The sequence below is a fragment of the Pseudomonas sp. 102515 genome (genome assembly GCF_031085165.1).
Lineage (GTDB): Bacteria > Pseudomonadota > Gammaproteobacteria > Pseudomonadales > Pseudomonadaceae > Chryseomonas.
Window position 1 is genome coordinate 694,945 of sequence record NZ_JAVHTY010000003.1, and the last position, 18,619, is coordinate 713,563.

At 66.7% G+C, this 18,619-nt stretch carries 16 protein-coding genes; 2 read left to right on the forward strand and 14 right to left on the reverse strand.

What is annotated here, in order from left to right:
* Positions 1-23 precede the first annotated feature (23 nt).
* Both rpmG and rpmB read right to left on the reverse strand, forming a co-directional pair.
* Positions 24-179, reverse strand: coding sequence for a 50S ribosomal protein L33 (gene rpmG, locus RCF34_RS14585; protein WP_007159904.1), 156 nt, complete (start codon positions 177-179; stop codon positions 24-26).
* A gap of 11 nt (positions 180-190) precedes the next feature.
* Positions 191-427 carry a 50S ribosomal protein L28 gene (gene rpmB / locus RCF34_RS14590; protein ID WP_007159903.1) on the reverse strand — a complete coding sequence of 79 codons (237 nt, stop codon included), beginning with the start codon at positions 425-427 and terminating at the stop codon, positions 191-193.
* 391 nt (positions 428-818) lie between these two features.
* Between rpmB and RCF34_RS14595 the strand changes: the two genes are divergently transcribed.
* Complete coding sequence (locus RCF34_RS14595; RefSeq protein WP_308708793.1) at positions 819-2,396, forward strand: ABC transporter substrate-binding protein; 1,578 nt, start codon at positions 819-821, stop codon at positions 2,394-2,396.
* A 51-nt stretch (positions 2,397-2,447) separates the two neighbouring features.
* Here RCF34_RS14595 and RCF34_RS14600 read toward each other — a convergent pair whose 3' ends face one another.
* From RCF34_RS14600 to RCF34_RS14645, 10 genes are all read right to left on the reverse strand, one after another.
* Positions 2,448-2,777 (reverse strand): Na+/H+ antiporter subunit G, encoded by a 330-nt coding sequence (locus RCF34_RS14600; RefSeq protein WP_308708794.1) that lies wholly within the window; start codon positions 2,775-2,777, stop codon positions 2,448-2,450.
* Positions 2,778-2,791: 14 nt separating this feature from the next.
* A complete protein-coding gene (locus RCF34_RS14605; RefSeq protein WP_308708795.1) occupies positions 2,792-3,061 on the reverse strand; it encodes a K+/H+ antiporter subunit F in 270 nt (89 codons plus the stop codon).
* Entirely contained in the window at positions 3,046-3,549 is a 504-nt protein-coding gene (locus tag RCF34_RS14610) for a Na+/H+ antiporter subunit E (RefSeq protein WP_308708796.1), read from the reverse strand. Before RCF34_RS14610 ends, RCF34_RS14605 begins: the two co-directional genes overlap by 16 nt.
* Positions 3,546-5,045 carry a monovalent cation/H+ antiporter subunit D gene (locus RCF34_RS14615; protein ID WP_308708797.1) on the reverse strand — a complete coding sequence of 500 codons (1,500 nt, stop codon included), beginning with the start codon at positions 5,043-5,045 and terminating at the stop codon, positions 3,546-3,548. Before RCF34_RS14615 ends, RCF34_RS14610 begins: the two co-directional genes overlap by 4 nt.
* A complete protein-coding gene (locus RCF34_RS14620) occupies positions 5,042-5,371 on the reverse strand; it encodes a Na+/H+ antiporter subunit C (protein ID WP_017642337.1) in 330 nt (109 codons plus the stop codon). The genes RCF34_RS14615 and RCF34_RS14620 overlap by 4 nt, the downstream gene beginning before the upstream one ends.
* A 1-nt stretch (position 5,372) precedes the next feature.
* Positions 5,373-8,180 (reverse strand): monovalent cation/H+ antiporter subunit A, encoded by a 2,808-nt coding sequence (locus tag RCF34_RS14625; protein ID WP_308708798.1) that lies wholly within the window; start codon positions 8,178-8,180, stop codon positions 5,373-5,375.
* Between the two features lie 433 nt (positions 8,181-8,613).
* Positions 8,614-10,047 (reverse strand): TolC family protein, encoded by a 1,434-nt coding sequence (locus RCF34_RS14630; RefSeq protein ID WP_308708799.1) that lies wholly within the window; start codon positions 10,045-10,047, stop codon positions 8,614-8,616.
* Positions 10,044-13,220, reverse strand: a complete 3,177-nt coding sequence (locus RCF34_RS14635; RefSeq protein WP_308708800.1) for an efflux RND transporter permease subunit — start codon at positions 13,218-13,220, stop codon at positions 10,044-10,046. The genes RCF34_RS14630 and RCF34_RS14635 overlap by 4 nt, the downstream gene beginning before the upstream one ends.
* Positions 13,221-13,349: 129 nt before the next feature.
* Entirely contained in the window at positions 13,350-14,567 is a 1,218-nt protein-coding gene (locus RCF34_RS14640; RefSeq protein WP_308708801.1) for an efflux RND transporter periplasmic adaptor subunit, read from the reverse strand.
* A 197-nt stretch (positions 14,568-14,764) separates the two neighbouring features.
* The gene (locus tag RCF34_RS14645; RefSeq protein WP_027597405.1) at positions 14,765-15,685 is read right to left on the reverse strand and encodes a LysR family transcriptional regulator; all 921 of its coding nucleotides are present in this window, start codon (positions 15,683-15,685) and stop codon (positions 14,765-14,767) included.
* Between the two features lie 149 nt (positions 15,686-15,834).
* On the opposite strand from RCF34_RS14645, the gene RCF34_RS14650 reads away from it, so the two are divergent.
* Positions 15,835-16,851, forward strand: coding sequence for a zinc-dependent alcohol dehydrogenase family protein (locus tag RCF34_RS14650; RefSeq protein ID WP_308708802.1), 1,017 nt, complete (start codon positions 15,835-15,837; stop codon positions 16,849-16,851).
* 84 nt (positions 16,852-16,935) lie between these two features.
* Here RCF34_RS14650 and RCF34_RS14655 read toward each other — a convergent pair whose 3' ends face one another.
* Both RCF34_RS14655 and RCF34_RS14660 read right to left on the reverse strand, forming a co-directional pair.
* Positions 16,936-17,997 (reverse strand): acyltransferase, encoded by a 1,062-nt coding sequence (locus RCF34_RS14655; protein ID WP_308708803.1) that lies wholly within the window; start codon positions 17,995-17,997, stop codon positions 16,936-16,938.
* Between the two features lie 302 nt (positions 17,998-18,299).
* A complete protein-coding gene (locus RCF34_RS14660) occupies positions 18,300-18,596 on the reverse strand; it encodes a YciI family protein (protein ID WP_027600646.1) in 297 nt (98 codons plus the stop codon).
* Positions 18,597-18,619: the final 23 nt, after the last annotated feature.

The window sequence follows — 18,619 nt, forward strand, 5'->3', positions numbered from 1 at the left end:
TTTCTTGTCCAAGGGGCGATCAATTACTTGATCTTGCCTTCCTTGTACATGACATGCTTGCGCACGACCGGATCGAATTTCTTGATTTCGATCTTTTCGGGCTTGGTGCGCTTGTTCTTGTCAGTGGTGTAGAAGTGACCGGTGCCGGCACTGGAAATCAAACGGATCAATTCACGCATGACGAATCCCCTTAGAATTTTTCGCCGCGGCTACGCAGCTCGGACAGTACGGTTTCGATACCGCGCTTGTCGATGATACGCATGCCCTTGGCAGAAACGCGCAGACGCACGAAGCGCTTCTCGGATTCTACCCAGAAACGGTGGTGCTGCAGATTCGGCAGGAAACGACGACGGGTTTTGTTGTTAGCGTGGGAAACGTTGTTCCCAGTAATCGGACCCTTACCGGTTACTTGGCAAACTCTCGACATGGCTCAGCCCTCATAAACCTCATGCCAAACCCGGCATGGGTTGGCCGCTTGTAACTGTATTGATTCCTGTTTTGACGGGGAAAGCCGGCAAATGCCGGGGACCTTAGGCGGCCATACCCCGAAAAAAGAGCGCTGTTTTATACCAGAAGTACTCTGGCATAACAAGGTAGGGCGACGGATGAAACGCCCGCGCACCGGGTGCCGTGCGAGCCCGGCTGGAATGCCAACCGTTCGTCGGTCAGAAGCATTGTGACGGACGGACGGGTGGTCTAGTTTAGAGCGACCGCCATTTTCAATCCACGTCCGTCAGACGACCGCCCGCAGCGCCCCGTCATCCGTTGCCAGCCATTCGGGCGCCGTCTGCCACTTCGGATCCACAAGGAATCGTTCTATGCGTTTCGCCGCCTTGCCTCTGCTCTTCGCGCCCCTGCTGGCGCAGGCCGCCACGCTCAGCGTCTGCACCGAAGCCAGTCCGGATGGATTCGACGTGGTGCAGTACAACTCGCTGACCACCACCAATGCCTCGGCCGACGTGCTGATGAATCGCCTGGTGGAATACGACGCCAGCGAAGCCAAGCTGGCGCCGAGCCTGGCGCAGAGCTGGACGGTGTCGGGCGACGGCCTGACCTATGACTTCGCCCTGCGCCCGGACGTGAAGTTTCACCAGACCGACTACTTCACCCCTAGTCGTACCCTGACCGCCGACGATGTGGTGTTCAGCTTCCAGCGCATGCTGGACAAGGATCACCCCTGGCACGCGGTGGCCAAGAGCGGCTATCCCCATGCCCAATCGATGCAGTGGCCCAAGCTGATCAAGAGCGTGGAAAAGACCAGCGACCTCGGCGTGCGCATCGTGCTCAACACCCCGGACGCCACCTTCCTGCCGACCCTGAGCATGGGCTTCGCCTCCATCTACTCCGCCGAGTACGCCGAGCAGTTGCTCAAGGCCGGCAAGACCGCCCAGCTCAACGACGAACCCATAGGCACCGGCCCCTTCGTCTTCAAGCGCTACCAGAAGGATGCCGCGGTACGTTACGCCGCCAATCCGGACTACTTCGCCGGCAAGCCCAAGCTGGATGGGCTGATCTATGCCATCACCCCGGATTCGGCGGTGCGCCTGCAGCGACTCAAGCGCGGCGAGTGTCAGATCGCCCTGTCGCCCAAGCCCCAGGATCTGCAGAGCGCCCAGGAGGACAAGAGCCTGCAGGTAGTGCAGACGCCGGCCTTCATGACCGCCTTCGTCGGCATCAACACCAGCCATCCGCCGCTGGACAACATCAAGGTGCGCCAGGCCATCAACCTGGCGTTCGACAAGCAGAGCTATCTGAAGGCGGTGTTCCAGGACACCGCGGTAGCCGCCGACAACGTCTATCCGCCCGCCACCTGGGGCTATGCCAAGGACGTGCCGGCCTATCCCTATGACCCGGCCAAGGCCAAGGCGCTGCTGGCCCAGGCGGGCCTCAAGGACGGCTTCAAGACCACCATCTGGACGCGCCCCAGCGGCAGCCTGCTCAATCCCAATCCGCAGCTGGGTGCCCAGATGCTGCAGGCCGACCTGAAGAAGATCGGCGTCGATGCGCAGATCCAGGTGATCGAGTGGGGCGAGCTGATCCGCCGCGCCAAGAACGGCGAGCACGATCTGTTGTTCATGGGCTGGGCCGGCGACAACGGCGATCCGGACAACTACCTAACGCCGCAATTCTCCTGCGCTTCGGTGCAGTCGGGCCTGAACTTCGCGCGCTATTGCGACAAGACCCTGGATGGCGCCATCAGCAAGGGCAAGACCCTGTCCGACCAGATGGCGCGCGCCACGGTGTACCACCAGGCGCAGCGCATCATCCACGACCAGGCGCTGTGGCTGCCGCTGGCGCACCCGACGGTGACGGTGCTGGCCAGGAGCGGCGTCGAGGGCTACCAGCCCAATCCCTTCGGCCGCCAGGACTTCAGCAAGGTCAGCGGCGGTCGCTAGAACCGCCTGCGGCTCGCCCGTTCCGGTACGGCGAGCGGTGCGCGGCCAGCCCTAGCGCCAGGGCTGGCCGTCGGTACGCTCTACCTGCTTGACCTTCTGCTGGATGGCGGCGCGGGCCAACATGTGGGCGCTTACCGGCGCGGTGACGAAGATGAACAGGGCGATCAGCAGTTCGTGCAGGCTGAGGCCCTCGCCCTGGACGCTGAAGAACAGCATCGAGGCGACGATGGTGCTGCCCACGCCCAGGGTGGTGGCTTTGGTCGGACCATGCAGGCGCATGAAGAAGTCCGGCAGCCGGTACAGGCCGATGGCGCCGATGAGGGCGAAGCTGCTGCCGATGAGCAGCAGGGCGCAGATGAGGAGTTCGAGCCAGAAGGGCATGGGGCAGCGCTCCGTTAATCGATGATTTCGCCATGCAGCATGTGCTTGCCCAGCGCCACGGTGCCGACGAAGCCGGTCACGGCGATGAGCAGCGAGGCTTCGAAGAAGACGTCGGTGGCCAGCCAGATGCCGAACAGGATGATGATCGCCAGGACGTTGATATAGAGCGTATCCAGCGCCAGTACCCGATCCGGGATGTCCGGTCCCTTCACCAGGCGATAGACGTTGAGCACGGCGGCCGCGCCCATCATCCCCATGCACAGCAGGGTCACGTAGGTGAGCATTCGAAGATCTCCTTGAGCGGGGCTTCATAGCGCGTCTTGACCTGGCGGATCACCTCGTCCTTGTCCGCGACATCGAGGCCGTGCAGCAGCAGGGTCTTGCGATCGCCGCTGAGGCCGGACGAAACGGTGCCGGGGGTGAGGGACACCACGCAGGCGAGCAGGGTGAGCAGGAATTCGTCCTCGATGTCGATGGGGACCTCGATGAACGCCGGCCTGAGCGCCTCGGTCCGGCCCAGCACCAGGCGCGCGACGTGCAGGTTGGCGACGATGATGTCGTACACCACCATCAGCATGTAGCGCAGCAGGAGCAGGGGGCGGCGCAAGCGGGGGGCGTGCAGCAGGAAGTCCTGGCAGAGCAGCGGGATGCCCCAGCCGAGCAGCAGGCCCAGCAGCAGCTGGCCGAGGCCCAGGCTGTTGTTGAGCAGCAGCCAGGTCAGGGTCAGCAGGACGGTGAGCAGCGGGTGTGGCAACAGGCGCCAGCGCTTCATGGGCCAACCCCCCGGACGATGTCGAAGTAGGGTGTGACGTCCAGCAGTTGCCGGGCGGTCTCCAGGGCATAGCCATGCAGCGGCGCCGCCAGCGCCATCAGCAGCGGGCTGCCCAGCAGCAGGCCGAGGGTGGCGGCGAGCTGGACGGGATCGAGGCGGACATCCAGGGCTGCGCCCTTACCGCGCCAGAACAGCGTGGTCCCGGCGCGGGACAGGGCGATGATCATGCCCAGCCCGCCGAGCAGCACCACCGGCCAGATGATCAGTGCCGGCCAGGCGGTGCCGGTGGCCTGCAGCAGCATCACCTTGCCGAGAAAGCCGGGGAAGGGCGGCAGGCCGGCGACGGATACCGCGCCGAGGAAGAACAGTCCGCCGAGCAGCCGTGGATGCGCCAGCGGCGGACCGCTGCCCAGGGTATCGCCCTGGGGGCCGCGCTGCTGGGCGACGAGATCCGCCAGCAGGAACAGGGCGCCGGCGATCCAGGTGCTGTGGACCAGGTAGAAGAGGCTGGCAGCGAGCCCGGCGACGTTGCCCAGGGCCACGCCGGTCAGCAGCATCCCCACCGAGATGACCACCAGATAGCCGAACAGCGCCTTGAGGTGATGAGCCGCCAGGGCGCCGAATACCCCGGCGGCCAGGGTGACCGCTGCCAGTGGCCAGAGCCAGGGCAGTTCATAGTGGGCCAGGGGCCCGGCAGCCGCGCCGAACACCAGCAGGAAGACGCGGACGATGGCGTAGAGCCCGACCTTGGTCATGATGGCGAACAGGGCGGCGACCGGCGCACTGGCCGCCGAGTAGGCGCTGGGCAGCCAGAAGTACAGCGGCAGGAGCGCACCCTTGAGGCCGAACACCACCAGCAGCAGGAAGCCCGCCGCCGCCAGCAGCGGCGCCTGCGCGGGATCGGCGTTGGCGACCCTCAGGCCGAGGTCGGCCATGTTCAGGGTGCCGAGCAGGCCGTAGAGCAGGCCGATGCCGATCAGGAACAGGGCCGAGCCCACCAGGTTGAGCACCACGTAGTGCAGGCCGGCGCGCACCCGTGCGGGGCCGGCGCCGTGCACCAGCAGGGCATAGGAGGCGATCAGCAGGATCTCGAAGAAGACGAAGAGGTTGAACAGGTCGCCGGTGAGGAAGGCGCCGTTGATGCCCAGCAACTGGAACTGGAACAGCGCATGGAAATCCGGACCGCGCTCGTCGTCGCCGCGGCAGGCGTAGAGCGCCGCGCCCGCGGCCAGTACCGCCACGGTAGCCAGCATCAGCGCGGCCAGGCGATCCAGCAACAGAACGATGCCGACGGGCGCCGGCCAGTCGCCGAGGGCATAGACCTCCAGCTGGCCGCTGCTGGCCCGTTGTAGGAGCAGCAGTGCCAGCGGCAGCAGGGTCGCGGTGGCGAGCAGCGACAGCCCGCGCGCGGTGCGGGCGGACAGCCGCGGGCGCATGAGCAGGAAGGCGCCCATGAACAGCGGCACGAGGATCGGCAGGATGATCAGGTGCTTCATCGGCGCGGCTCCTCGCCATCCACGTGGTCGGTGCGCAATTCGCCCAGGGCACGCAGCGACAGGGCGACCACGAAGGCGGTCATGGCGAAGCCGATGACGATGGCGGTGAGCACCAGGGCCTGGGGCACTGGGTCGGCCTGTTCGGCGGCCTTGCCGATCACCGCCGGCACGCCGGTGCGCAGGCGGCCCATGGCGAACAGGAAGAGGTTGACCGCGTAGGACAGCAGGGTGAGGCCGAGCACCACCGGATAGAGGCGCGCCCGCAGCAGCAGGTAGACGCCGCTGGCGGTGAGGACCCCGAGGGCCGTGCAGAACAGGATTTCCATGCTAGAGCACCTCCTGGCTGGAACCGTCCGTGTCCTTCTCGTCCCGGCTGACGTGGCCCAGGTTGGAGAGGATCAGGAGGGTGGCGCCGACGACGGCGAGGTAGACCCCGAGATCGAAGATCAGCGCGGTGGCCAGTTCGGTCTTGCCGATCAGGGGGATGGCGAAGTAGTCGAAGGCGGTGGTCAGGAAGGGCCGGCCGAAGGCCAGCGAGCCCAGCCCGGTGAGGGCGGCGATCAGCACCCCGAGGCCGCAGAGGGCGTGGTAGCTGATCGGCAGGCGCCGCTGGGTCCAGGTCACGCCATGGGCCACGTACTGCAGGATCAGGGCGATGGCGGTGATCAGGCCGGCGATGAAGCCGCCACCGGGCAGGTTGTGGCCGCGCACGAAGATGAAGGCCGACACCAGCAGCGCCAGCGGCAGGAGCACCCGCGCCACGTTGTTGAGGATCATCGGATGGCTGTCGCGCGACCAGGGCGTGCCCTTGGGATCGACCAGCGGATGCGGCAGGTGCAGGTGCTTGAGCAGGCCGTAGACGCCCGCCGCAGCGATGGCCAGCACGGTGATCTCGCCGAGGGTGTCGAAGCCGCGGAAGTCCACCAGGATGACGTTGACCACGTTGTAGCCACCGCCACCAGACACCGAATTGGCCAGGAAGAAGTCGCCGATGCCCTCGTAGGGGCGGGTCAGCACGGCATAGGCCAGCAGCGCCACCAGCAGCCCCAGGCCGCCGGCCAGCAGGACGTCGCGCAGGCCGCGCAGGCTGCTGGATTCGATGGGGGTGCGATCGGGCATGAAGAACAGCGCCAGCACCAGCAGGATGATGGTCACCACCTCCACCGACAGCTGGGTCAGCGCCAGGTCCGGCGCCGAGTAGCGGGCGAACAGCAGGGAGACGATCAGGCCCACGGTGCTCAGGGTCATCAGCGCCTTGAGTCTATTGCGGTGGAAGAACACCGTCAGCACCGCGGTCAGCATCAGGATGCCCAGGCCCAGGGCGGTGAGCGGATCGAAGGGCGACAGGGCCACCGGGCCTTCGAGGCTGTCCAGGCCGGACAGCGCCGCCACCAGCAACACCAGAGTGGCAGACAGCATCAGGGCGATATAGCCCTGCAGCGAGCCGCTTTCCAGGCGCCCAGTGAGCCGCTGGGCGAAGCCGATCAGGCGGTTCAGGCCCTGTTCGAAGACCAGCCGGGCATCGACGTCAGGCAGCCCTGCCTGCCAGCGGAACAGCGGCCGGCGGAAGGCATAGACCAGCACCCCGCCGACCATGGCCAGGATGCTCATCACCAGGGCGGTGTTGAAGCCGTGCCAGATGGCCAGGCTGTAGTCGGGCAGGCTGCCGCCGAGGGCGGCACTGGCCCCGGCGGCCAGCAGCGGCGCCACGGTATAGCCGGGCACCACGCCCACCAGCAGGCAGAGCAGCACCAGGATCTCCACCGGGATCTTCATGTAGCGCGGCGGCTCGTGAGGCGGGTAATGGGGCAGGTCGCGCGGCTCGCCGTTGAAGAAGACGTCGTGGATGAAGCGCAGCGAATAGGCCACCGAGAAGACCCCGTAGAGCACCGCCACCGCCGGCACGATCCAGCTGAAGCTGCCGAACAGGCCGTGGTTGAGGGTCTCGTTGAAGAACATCTCCTTGCTCAGGAAGCCGTTGAGCAGCGGCACCCCGCCCATGGCCGCGGCGGCGACCATGGCCAGCACCGCGGTATGCGGCATGTAGCGCCAGAGTCCCGCCAGGCGGCGCATGTCGCGGCTGCCGGTCTCATGGTCGATGATGCCGGCGGCCATGAACAGCGAGGCCTTGAAGGTGGCGTGGTTGAGGATGTGGAACACCGCCGCCACGGTGGACAGCTGGGTGTCGAGGCCGAACAGCAGGGTGATCAGGCCGAGGTGGCTGATGGTGGAGTAGGCCAGCAGGCCCTTGAGGTCGTGCTGGAACAGCGCCAGGATGGCGCCCACCACCAGGGTGGTGAGGCCGGTGAGGGTGACGATGTAGAACCACCACTCGGAGTCGGCCAGTGCCGGATAGAGCCGCGCCAGCAGGAAGACCCCGGCCTTGACCATGGTCGCCGAGTGCAGATAGGCCGACACCGGCGTCGGCGCGGCCATGGCCTGGGGCAACCAGAAGTGGAAGGGAAATTGCGCGGACTTGGTGAAGACGCCGAGCAGCACCAGGATCAGCGCCAGCGGATAGAGGGCATGGCCGGTGATCAGCGGGCCGGCGGCGAGCACGTCGGTCAACTCGAAGCTGCCGACGATATGGCCGAGCAGCAGGATGCCGGCGAGCAGGGCCAGGCCACCGCCGCCGGTGACGGTCAGGGCCATGCGCGCGCCCTGGCGGGCTTCCTTGCTGTGGCTCCAGAAGCCGATCAGCAGGAAGGACGACAGGCTGGTCAGCTCCCAGAACACCATCAACAGCAGCAGATTCTCCGCCAGTACCACGCCCAACATGGCGCCCATGAACAGCAGCAGGTAGGCGAAGAAGCGCCCGACCTTTTCATCCTTGCTCAGGTAATAGGTGGCGTAGAGGATCACCAGCAGGCCGATGACCAGGATCATCAGGGCGAACATCAGCCCCAGGCCGTCCAGGCGCAGGCTGAGATTCAGCCCCAGCGCCGGCAGCCAGTCGACCCGGTGCAGCAGCACGGCGCCGTCCAGGGCCGCGGGCAGTTGCGTGGCCAGCAGGGCCAGGGCCAGGGCGGGGGCCACGGCGGTGCCCAGGGCGCAGGCGCGCCGGCCGAAGCGATCGGTCGCCAGCGACAGCAGTGTTCCCAGGAAGGGCAACGCGATGATCAGCGCCAATACCATGCCTGCATCCTTTAGCTGAGCCGCCTCATGGCGGTTGGTAGATGGGGCTCCCTAGAGGCCTCGAGTGGCATTCGATCCCCGCGCCGGGAAGCTTGCCAGGACGGCAAGGGGCACGCGGATCGATCTCTGAGTTTCGTACAAGAACCGACGGTTTAATAACCTACGGTGATAATAAAAGAGAGACCACAGATTCCTAGGCCTGTCTCCCTTACAAAATATTAGGAAACAGCCGCAAGGCGTCCAGTCTGGGATATATCCGCCGGGCAGCGGCGCTCCAGGTCTCTCTGAGACCTCTGGAGCGGGCTTTTGCTCAGGTCCGCAGGAAGGGGGGACCCAGTGCCGCGCCAGGCGCGCCGCACCGGGTAGCGGGAAGAAAAAACCCGACACGCCAAAGGAGCAAGAGAACACGCGTGTCGGGGGTAAGCGCCGGCGGTCAGAGCGCCGGCGCGGGGGAAGCGTTGCCCTGGGCGAGACGGGCGGGTCGCACGTCCCAGCCGCCACCCAAGGCCTTGTAGAGGGCGACGATGCCGCGATAGAGCTCGATCTCGCCCTGGGCCTGCTGGTCTTCCGCGGCCAGGCGTTCGCGCTGGGCGTCGAGCAGCACCAGGAAGTCGGTGCCCCCTTCGCGGTAGCGGATCTCGGCCTGGTCGGCGGCGGCGCGGCTGGCCACCGACTGGCGGATCAGCGCCTGCAGGCGCTCCTGGCGACGGCCGTAGTCGCTGAAGGCGTTGGCACTTTCTTCCAGGGCGGTCAGCACCTGCTGCTCGTAGTTGGCCAGGGCCTCCTCGGAACCGGCGCGAGCGCCGCGCAGGCGGGCGCGGACGCTGCCCAGGTCGAAGGCCGGCCAGGTGATGCTCGGGCCGAGTCCCCAGGCCCGGGCGGCACTGCTGCCGATCTGCGACCCGCGTCCGGCGGTGAAGCCGAGAAAGCCCGAGAGACTGACCCGCGGGAAGAGATCGGCGGTGGCCACGCCGACGTCGGCGGTGGCGGCGGCCAGTCGCCGTTCGGCGGCGGCCACGTCCGGACGGCGGCGCAGTAGTTCGCCGGGATCGCCGATGGGCAGGCGCTTGGCGATGGCCGGCAGGGCCTTGGGCGCGAGATCCACGCTGAGGGCATCCGGGCGCTGGCCGAGCAGGGTGGCGATGCGATTGCGCGCGCGGGTGGCCTGGGCCTGGAATTCCGGCAGGCTGGCTTCGGTGGCGGCCAGGCGCGCTTCGCTGCGCTGCACGTCCAGGTCGCTGCCCATGCCTTCGTCTCTCAGGGTCACGGTCAGGCGGCGCGCTTCGCGCTGGTTGCCCAGGTTGTCGCGGGCGATGCGTTCGCGCAGCTGGGCGCCGCGCAGGTCGCCATAGGCATCCACCAGCTCGGCGATCAGGCTGACCTGCAGCGCGGCGAGATCCGACGCCGCGGCTTCGGCACGGGCATCGCTGGCTTCCAGGGTATGGCGCACGCGTCCGAACAGGTCCAGCTCCCAGGCCATGTCCAGGCCCAGGTCGTAGCGGTCGCTGTTGACCCGCTCTTCGGTGAAACCGGGTTGTTGGGCCTTGCCGAGCTGGCTGCTGGCACGGCTGGTGACCGTGGGATAGAGGTCGTTGGCATCGTCGTCCCGCAGCGCGCGGGCGGCGCGCAGCCGGGCGAAGGCAGCGCGTAACTCGCGGTTGCCGTCCAGGCTGCTGGCCACCAGGGCGTCAAGGGTCGGGTCCTCGAACTGGCGCCACCAGAGCGCCTCGAAGTGGCCCTGGTCGTAGGCCGCGGGCTGCTGGCTGGCCTTGAGCTGGGCGGGCGCCGGTTGTGGTGCCTGGTAGTGCGGGCCGACGGCGCAGGCGGAGACCGCCAGCGCCAGCAGCAGGGGAGCGAAAGCCTTCATGCCTGGGCCTCCTGGGCAACGGCGGAGCGGGCCTGGCGACGCTCCACGAAGGCGCGTACCAGCACATAGAACAGTGGCGTGAGCAGCAGGCCGAAGAAGGTCACCCCGAGCATCCCGGAGAACACCGCGACGCCCATGGCGTGGCGCATCTCGGCGCCGGCACCGGTCGAGGTCACCAGGGGCACCACCCCCATGATGAAGGCGAAGCTGGTCATCAGGATGGGCCGCAGCCGCAGGCGGCAGGCCTCGAGTACCGCGGCGACGCGGTCCTTGCCGGTGGCCTGCTGGTCCTTGGCGAATTCGACGATGAGGATGGCGTTCTTGCACGCCAGGCCCACCAGCACGATCAGGCCGATCTGGGTGAAGATGTTGTTGTCGCTGCCGGCCAGGATCACCCCGGTGATGGCCGAGAGCAGGGTCATGGGCACGATCAGGATCACCGCCAGCGGCAGGCTCCAGCTCTCGTACTGGGCGGCCAGCACCAGGAAGGCCAGCAGCACGCAGAGCGGGAACACCAGCAGGGCGGTATTGCCGGAGAGGATCTGCTGGTAGGTCAGCTCGGTCCATTCGAAGGTCATGCCGTTGGGCAGCTCCTGCTTGAGCAGTCCCTCGATGGCCGCCTGGGCCTGGCCGGAGCTGTAGCCCGGCGCCGGCGCGCCGTTGATCTCGGCGGTGAGGAAGCCGTTGTAGTGCATCACCCGGTCGGGGCCGGCGGTGTCGCTGATCTTGACGAAGGTGGACAGGGGCACCATCTCGCCGCGGTCGTTGCGCACCTTGAGCTGGCCGATCTGCTCGGGCTCCAGGCGGAAGCGCTGGTCGGCCTGGACGTTGACCTGGAAGGTACGGCCGAAGCGGTTGAAGTCGTTGGCGTAGACCGAGCCCAGGTAGGCCTGCAGGGTGTCGAAGATGGCGTCGATGGGCACCCCGTGGGTCTTGGCCTTCTCGCGATCGATGTGGGCATCGATCTGCGGCACGTTGACCTGGTAGCTGGTGAACAGCGACTCCGGCGCCAGTTCCGGCAGCTGCCGGGCCTTGGCCAGCACGCTCTGGGTCTGGGCATAGAGTTCTTCGTAACCCAGGTTGCCACGGTCCTCCACCTGCAGGCGGAAGCCGCCGATGCTGCCCAGCCCCTGCACCGGTGGCGGCGGGAAGATGGCGATGATGGATTCCTGGATGGCGGCGAATTCGCCGTTCAGCTGGGCGGCGATGGCGCCGGCCGACAGCGAGGGATCACGGCGCTCCTCGAAGGGCTTCAGGGTCACGAAGACGATGCCGCTGTTGGGGCTGTTGGTGAAGCCGTTGATGGACAGGCCGGGGAAGGCCACGGTGCTTTCCACGCCCGGGTGCTTGAGGGCGATGGCCGACATGCGGCGGATGACCTCTTCGCTGCGATCCAGGGTGGCGGCGTCGGGCAACTGGGCGAAGGCCACCAGGTACTGCTTGTCCTGGGGTGGCACGAAGCCGGTCGGTGTCTTCGCCAGCCCCAGGCCGGTCAGGCCCAGCAGCACCCCATAGAGCACCAGCACGATGGAGCCGCCGCGCAGCACCCGGCGCACGGCGCCGACATAGCCGTGGCTGGCCTTGTCGAAGAAGCGGTTGAAGGGGGCGAACAGCCAGCCGCCGAACAGCCGGTCGAGCAGGCGCGAGAAACGGTCCTTGGGCGCGTCGTGGCCCTTGAGCAGCACCGCGGCCAGGGCCGGCGACAGGGTCAGGGAGTTGAAGGCCGAGATCACCGTGGAGATGGCGATGGTCAGGGCGAACTGGCGATAGAACTGCCCGGTGAGACCGGAGATGAAGGCGGTCGGCACGAACACCGCGCAGAGCACCAGCGCGGTGGCGATGATGGGCCCGGTCACCTCGCCCATGGCGCGCCGGGTGGCGGCCACCGGATCAAGGCCGAGGCCGATGTTCCGCTCGACGTTTTCCACCACCACGATGGCGTCGTCCACCACGATGCCGATAGCCAGCACCAGGCCGAACAGCGACAGCGCATTGAGCGAGAAGCCGAAGGCGTGCATCACCGCGAAGGTGCCGATCAGCGACACCGGCACCGCCGCCAGGGGAATGATGGAGGCGCGCCAGGTCTGCAGGAACAGGATCACCACCAGCACCACCAGGATGATGGCTTCGAACAGGGTGTGCACCACGGCCTCGATGGAGCCGCGCACGAAGATGGTCGGGTCGTAGACGATCTCGTAGTCCATGCCCTGGGGGAAGCCCTGCTTGAGCTCGGCCATCTTGGCGCGCACCTGGTTGGACAGGTCGATGGCATTGCTGCCGGGGCGCTGGAAGATCGGGATGGCCACCGCCGGCTGGTTGTTCAGCAGGGATCTCAGGGCGTACTGGTTGGAACCCAGTTCGATGCGGGCGATGTCGCGCAGCCGGGTGATCTGGCCGTCGCTGCCGGCGCGCACGATGATGTTGGCGAATTCTTCCTCATCCACCAGGCGGCCCTGGGTGTTGATGGCCAGCTGGAAGCTGGTGCTGCCGGGGGCCGGCGGCGCGCCAAGGGCACCGGCGGCGACCTGGCGATTCTGCTCGCGGATGGCGGTGACCACATCGCTGGCGGTCAGGCCGCGCGAGGCCACCTTGTCCGGATCGAGCCAGACGCGCAGGGAATAGTCGCCCATGCCGAACAGCTGGACGTCGCCTACCCCGTCCAGTCGCGCCAGCTCGTCCTTGACGTTGATCAGGGCGTAGTTGGACAGATATAGCATGTCGTAGCGCTGATCCGGCGAGGTCAGGTGCACCACCATCGCCAGGTCCGGCGAGGCCTTGTCGGCGGTCACGCCGAGGCGCTGCACCTCTTCCGGTAGCTTGGGCAGGGTACGGGTGACGCGGTTCTGCACCTGCACCTGGGCGGTATCCAGGTTGGTGCCCAGGGCGAAGGTGATGGTCAGCGTCAGCTTGCCGTCGGCGGTGGACTGGGACGACAGGTAGAGCATGTGCTCCACGCCGTTCATGGCCTGCTCCAGGGGCGCGGCGACGGTCTCGCCGATCACCTTGGGGTTGGCGCCGGGGAAGGTGGCGCGCACCACCACGGTGGGCGGGACGACCTCGGGGTATTCGCTGATCGGCAGCTGGAACAGCGAGATGGCTCCGCCGATCAGGATGATCAGCGAGAGCACGGCGGCGAAGATCGGCCGGTGGATGAAGAACTGGGAGAAGTTCATCGGAAATGTCCTGGCAAGGAGGCGTACAGAACGCAGCCACACGGGGTCGCTCCCGCCTCACGGTGGAGGCAGGAGCGACCGCTGAGGTCGCGTTGTCGATCGGATCTGGGAAGCGGGGTACGGCGTCGGTTAGCGACTACCCACCTTGAGCGGCTGCGAAGGCGCGGGCAGGCTGGCCAGGACCGCGTCGCGCTGGCGCTTGAGGGCAGTCAAGGTGGTGGCATCGGCCATGGGCACCGACTGGGCGTCGACGGTCATGCCCGGGCGCACCCGCTGCAGGCCGTTGACCACGATGCGATCGCCGGCTTCCAGCCCCTTGCGCACGATGCGCAGGCCTTCCAGGCGCGGGCCCAGGTCGACGGTGCGATAGACCGTCTTGCTCTGGCCATCCACCACCAGCACGAATTTCTTGCCCAGGTCGGTGCCCACGGCGGCGTCCTGGATCAGGGTGCCGTCGTAGGTGCCGCTGCCCACCAGCCGCAGCCGGGCATAGAGCCCCGGGGTGAAGCGGCCGTCGACGTTGTCGAACACGGCGCGCCCATGAATGGTGCCGGTGCGCGGATCGAGCTGGTTGTCCATGAAGTCCATGTGGCCTTCATGGGAGAAGTCGTCCTCGTTGGACAGCGCCATATAGACCGGGCTGGCCGCGCCGCGCTGACCCTGGCGGGCCAGGGCCTGTTGCTTGAGGAAGACGCGCTCGTCGGCGTCGAAATAGGCATAGACCTTGTCGGTGGAGACCAGGGTGGTGAGGCGGGTGTCACCGGCGTTGACCAGGTTGCCGGCGGTCACCTCGGCGCGGCCGACACGTCCGTCGATGGCCGCGCGGACCTCGGTGAAGCCCAGGTTCAGGCGCGCGGCGTCCAGTTGCGCCTGGGCGGCGGCGACGCTGGCATTGGCCTCCTGGGCGGCGCTGCGGCGGGCCTCGACGATTTCCGCGGAGATGGCGTTGCTGCTGCGCAGGCGTTCGCCGCGGGCGGCTTCGTCGGCGGTGCGATTGGCGTTGGCGCGAGCCTGTTGCAGCTCGGCCTCGAGGCGCTTGACCTCGGCCTGGAAGGGCCGCGGATCGATCTGCAGCAAGAGGTCGCCGCGCTTGACCCGGGCTCCCTCGTGGAAGAGCACGCGGTCGACGTAGCCGGAGACGCGGGGCCGCACCACCACGGACTCGGGCGCTTCCAGGCGGCCGGTCACCTCGTCCCACTCCACCACCGGCTGGCGTAGCACCTCGGCGGCGCTCACCTTGGGCGCGGGCGGCGCGGCGCTGGCCTGGGGATGGGAATCGCCGCAGGCGGCCAGCAACAGTGTAGAGGTCAGGGCCAGGGGGCCGAGGGTTTTCGCGAAGAGATCCATGTTCGAGTCCGCCCGAGGTGGAAAGAGGTCAGGGAGGCGAGTCTGCCGCTGGTCGGGGGCGACGACGAATCGAAGGGCTCGAACTTATTTATCGATGGCGATGATGGTTTTACTGTAGGTATCGCTGGCAGTGATGTCCCTGGCTGGAAAGGGCCGCTGTTGAGCCCTTCCGCCGGATCAAGGGCAGGGGCTTCGCCTCAAAGGCTGTCCGGGTCGCCAATGAACATCTGGATACGCGACCTCAGCCAGCGCTCGCCGGGGTCATGGTCCTGGGCGCCGCTCCAGGCCATGGGCAATTCATGGCTGCCGTCGCGCAGCTCTTCCGGCGGGTCCTCGTACCTCAGGCCCCCGGTGCTGGCCAGCAGGCGCGCGGTGTAGTCCGGCACCATCACCAGCAGGTCGGTTTCCGCCAGCAGCGATCCCAGGCCGTTGAACTGGGGCACCGCCAGCACCACCCGGCGCTGGCGGCCGAGCTTGTCGAGCAATTCGTCGATATAGCCGGTGAGATCGCCGGCATAGGACACCAGGGCATGGGGACGGGCGCAGTATTCGTCCAGGGTCAGGCGCCCGGGCTTGCTGTCGGCGCGCAGCACCTTGAAGCCGAAGCGCCGCACCGGCCGGCGCTTGGCATTGGCCGGCAATTCCTCGGTATAGCCCACCGCCACGGTGATCTCGCCGGAGGCCAGCATGCCGGCGGCGGTCAGGTAGTTCATCCGGCGTACCACAAGGGTGGTGCCGGGTGCTTCGATGCGGATCCGCCTGAGCAGCGGCGGCAGCAGGGCGAATTCGACGTCGTCGGACAGGCCGACGCGGAATACCCGGTCGGCGCTGGCCGGCTCGAAACTCTGGGTGCGGCTCACCGCACTGGATATCTGGTCCAGCGCCGGCGACAGCAGGGCGGCGATCTCCTGGGCCCGCGGGGTGGGTTCCATGCTGCGCCCGGTGCGGACGAACAGCGGATCGTCGAACAGGGTGCGTAGCCGCGCCAGGGCCGCGCTGATCGCCGGCTGGCCGAGAAACAGCTTTTCCGCGGCACGGGTGACGCTGCGCTCGAGCATCAGGGTCTCGAACACGATGAGCAGGTTGAGGTCGACGCGACGCAGATCGGTACGGTTCATTCAGGCACCGGCAGGGAGTGGATCGATACCCCCGATGTCCATTATCGATGGGGATGCATAGAATCCTAAGGGAAGGCTGGTTAGAGTCCTAGTCATAGCAGTCCGCCTCGGCAAACGTCCCGGGGTTGGCATCAACGCGAGGTAATGCCATGTCCCGCCTGATCCAGTTCACCGAATTCGGCCCGCCGGAGGTGCTCGCGTGCATCGACCGGCCCACGCCCGTGGCGGGTCCAGGCGAGGTGCTGGTGCGGGTCCAAGCCATCGGCGTGAGCTGGTACGACGTGCTCTGGCGGCAGAATCTGGCCCCCGAGCAGGCCGTGCCGCCGGCCGGTCTCGGCTGCGAGCTGGCCGGGGTGGTTACCGCTCTGGGCGAAGGCGTGGCCGACCTGGCGGTGGGCGATCACGTGGCCAGTTTCCTGGGTCACGACATCAATCGCTACCCCGCCTATGGCGACGACCTGGTCTATCCGGCCACCTCGCTGGTGCGCTATCCGGACGTGCTCACCCCGGTGGAAGCCGCGGTGCACTACAACCCGCTGCTCACCGTCTATACCGCGCTGATGCACCAGGCCCGGCTGCAACCGGGCGAATGGGTGTTGATCACCGATGCCAGTCGCTGCTGCGGCCCGGCCTCCATCCAGCTGGCCAAGGCCCTGGGTGCCCGGGTCATCGCCAGTACCCACGACGCCGGCGACCGTGACTACCTGCGGGGACTGGGCGCGGAAAGGGTCATCGCCGCCGAGGAAGAGGATCTGGTCAGCCGCATCGCCAGCATCACCGACGGCGTCGGCGTGCACGTGGCCCTGGATGCCCTGGGCGGTCCGCAACTGGCGCTGCTCGGCGAGGCCATGGCGCCCCGCGGCCGGCTGCTGCTCTACGGCCTCAACGGTGGCAACCAGACCCCGCTGCCGGCCTGCGCGGCCTTCAAGAAGAAATTCAAGCTCTACATCCACTGTGTGCAGGACTTCACCGGCCAGCCGGAAATGGGCCTGGAAGCGGATTGCGCCGCGGTACGCGAGGCTTTGCAGCACATCGACCAGCTGACCCGCGATCGCCTGCTCAAGGCGCAGATCAAGCAGGTCTTTCCCTTCGAGCAGTTCGTCGAGGCCCATCGCTGCATGGAGCAGTGCCCTACCCGGGGGCGTGTCGTGCTCAGCGTCGAGTGATCTTCGCCTCCATGAAAAAACCCACGCCTTGGCGTGGGTTTTTTTCATGGAGGGTCTTCCGAGCCAGATGCCCTTGCAGGCGTCCTAGGCGGTGGCTTTCTTCTGCAGCGGCGGCGTGGCGCGGTTGACCCGCGTCTTGGCGCCGAAGAAGGCCACGCTGAGGAAGTGCAGCGGACTGATCCGTTCCAGCACCAGCTTGAGCGCCACCGGCAGGAACAGTCCCATGACCATGCTGACGGTAAAGACCACCCAGACGTCGTGCACCTGCAGCTTGTTCAGCACGATGCGCGCGCCGGCGGTGCCGAAGACGTGGAACAGGTAGATCTCGAAGGAGAAGTAGCCCAGCCAGGCCAGCGGCTTGAAGTAGAAACGGCGGGCGATCAGCAGGCTGATGGCGGCCAGGCCCAGGGCGGTGCCGACCACAGCCATGTCGTTCTCGTCGAGATCGACCAGTTCGAACAGATAGGCCTGGTCGATCGCCACCAGGATCGTCAGGGCCACGGCCATGGTGATCACGTTGCTACGGGTGATGAGCTGTGCGCCGAAGCGGTAGAGACCCAGGCCCAGGAGGAAGAAGGGGAACAGCTGCACGGCCTTGTAGAGGCTGAACAGGTCCGGGAAGCTCTCCCAGGCGAAGGACGCCGCCAGGGCCACGGCGAACACCAGGCCGAAGTTGCGCAGGGTCAATAGCAGTCCGGCCTTCTCCAGCAGGGCGATCACCACGAAGATGCAGAAGATCGATTGCAGGAACCAGAAGTGCGCGTAGCTGAAGAAGTAGATGCTGAAGATGTCGGTCAGCTGCGGCTTGTAGTTGGTGTTGGGCACCGCCATCTGCAGCGCGAAGAACAGCGTCGACACCACCAGCAGGGGAATGCCGATGCGTTTGAACTTGCCTTGGTAGAAGCGCGACAGGTCGCTGCCGGTATTTACCGGGCGCAGCGCATAGACGTAGCCGGAGATGGCGGTAAACAGCGGCATCCGGACATAGACGAGAGAATCGTAGAGATAGCGCAGCACCGATTCGTCGGGCACCTTCATGCCCAGGGTCGACGAACTGCCGATGACATGGCCCGCTACCATCAGAAACAGCGCCAGTCCGCGAATCGTCTCGATGCGCAGATCCTTTTCAGGCGTGGTCTTGGTCATGCTGAGTCCTCTGTACTAGCTAAGCGAGACAGCGTTTCCACGGGAGTGGGAAAGGATGTCGGCGCATCAGATCATCTGAGCCCGGTGAGCTTAGGCTAGTTCGTTAGCTTCCTTGTGGTGAGGGCGGGAAAAGTCCGGCTTTTCTTGCGCTGCATCACTTTTCTGTGAATCGATTCCTGGAAGTGTGAACTTGCAACGGCAGCGAACGCCGTTGATTAAGGTGGCATTGTGCCAGTCTTAAGGGGTTCCTAAGCCAAGGTGCGGTAAGGCGGAGGCGGCCGGTCAGGCCGCCGCAGGCAGGCTCAGACGAACGCCTTGCCGTCCAGAATCGCCTTGCGCCACCGAGTGATGCGGACCTCGCCCGGCAGACCGGCGCTGGTGAAGGGATCGCGGGCGATGAAGGCTTCGGCCTCGGCGCGGGTTTCCACATCGACGATGTAGACGCTGCCGGTGGCGGTCTCGCCATCGTCACTGAGCTTGGCGCCGCAGGCCAGCAAGGCAGCGGCGTTCTCGCGCAGGAAATCCAGGTGGGCCGGGCGATGCTGCTGGCGCAGGGCCAGGCTGTCCGGCTTGTCGAAGGTCTCGATCAGAAAAGGCATGGCAGGCTCCGATAGGGTCGACG